The 578-nt window shown below is 67.0% G+C and carries 1 pseudogene; it reads right to left on the bottom strand.

What is annotated here, in order from left to right:
- Positions 1 to 107: 107 nt before the first annotated feature.
- A pseudogene (locus HBN61_RS22370) lies at positions 108 to 578 on the bottom strand (alkaline phosphatase family protein); the annotation flags it as partial.

Below are 578 nucleotides of genomic sequence, written 5' to 3'. Positions count from 1 at the left end.
CCTGGCAGGCGCTGGCGGCGACCCTGGACGTGCAGGAGCGGCCGTTCTGCAACCGGGCGGGCGGATGACCCGGCGCTGCTTCCGCCCGTCCCCCTTGTTCTGGCCTCTCAGCGACCCGGCGCGACCGGCGACTGGTCCGCTCGTTCGTCTTCGACGTCGCGATGTCGCTCGAAGGCGGTCGCCGGCGAGCCATCGGCATTGACCTGCAACACCGCGCGCGGCCGGCCGTCCTCGCCAATGAATACCTGGCCGATCCCGGCGCTGTTCCACAGGCGCTCGCCGGCCTGGCTGTGCTGCGGAACGCGTGGGTGGATTTCCAGGCTGCGCCGCTGGGTCAGCCAGTTCAGCGGCGACCAGGGCGCATAGAGCCAGCGATTGAGGCGGTCGAACCAGTCCAGCAGGCGCCGCGGGAATTCGTTCTTGATCCCGCTGCTGGTGATCTGCCAGATATGCGGCCCGACATTGCGATGGCGGATCAGTACCTTGTAGACGAACGAGTAGTGCACATCCCCCGAGAGAATCACGTAGTTACCCGGGGTGCGCGAGTGGCGAAAGATATTCAGGATCACTTGCGCGGC

Source organism: Pseudomonas sp. WS 5071, assembly GCF_012985765.1.
Classification (GTDB): Bacteria; Pseudomonadota; Gammaproteobacteria; order Pseudomonadales; family Pseudomonadaceae; genus Aquipseudomonas; species Aquipseudomonas lundensis_A.
The sequence above is the reverse complement of the archived record's forward strand: the minus strand, read 5'-3'. Positions and strand labels throughout refer to the sequence as shown.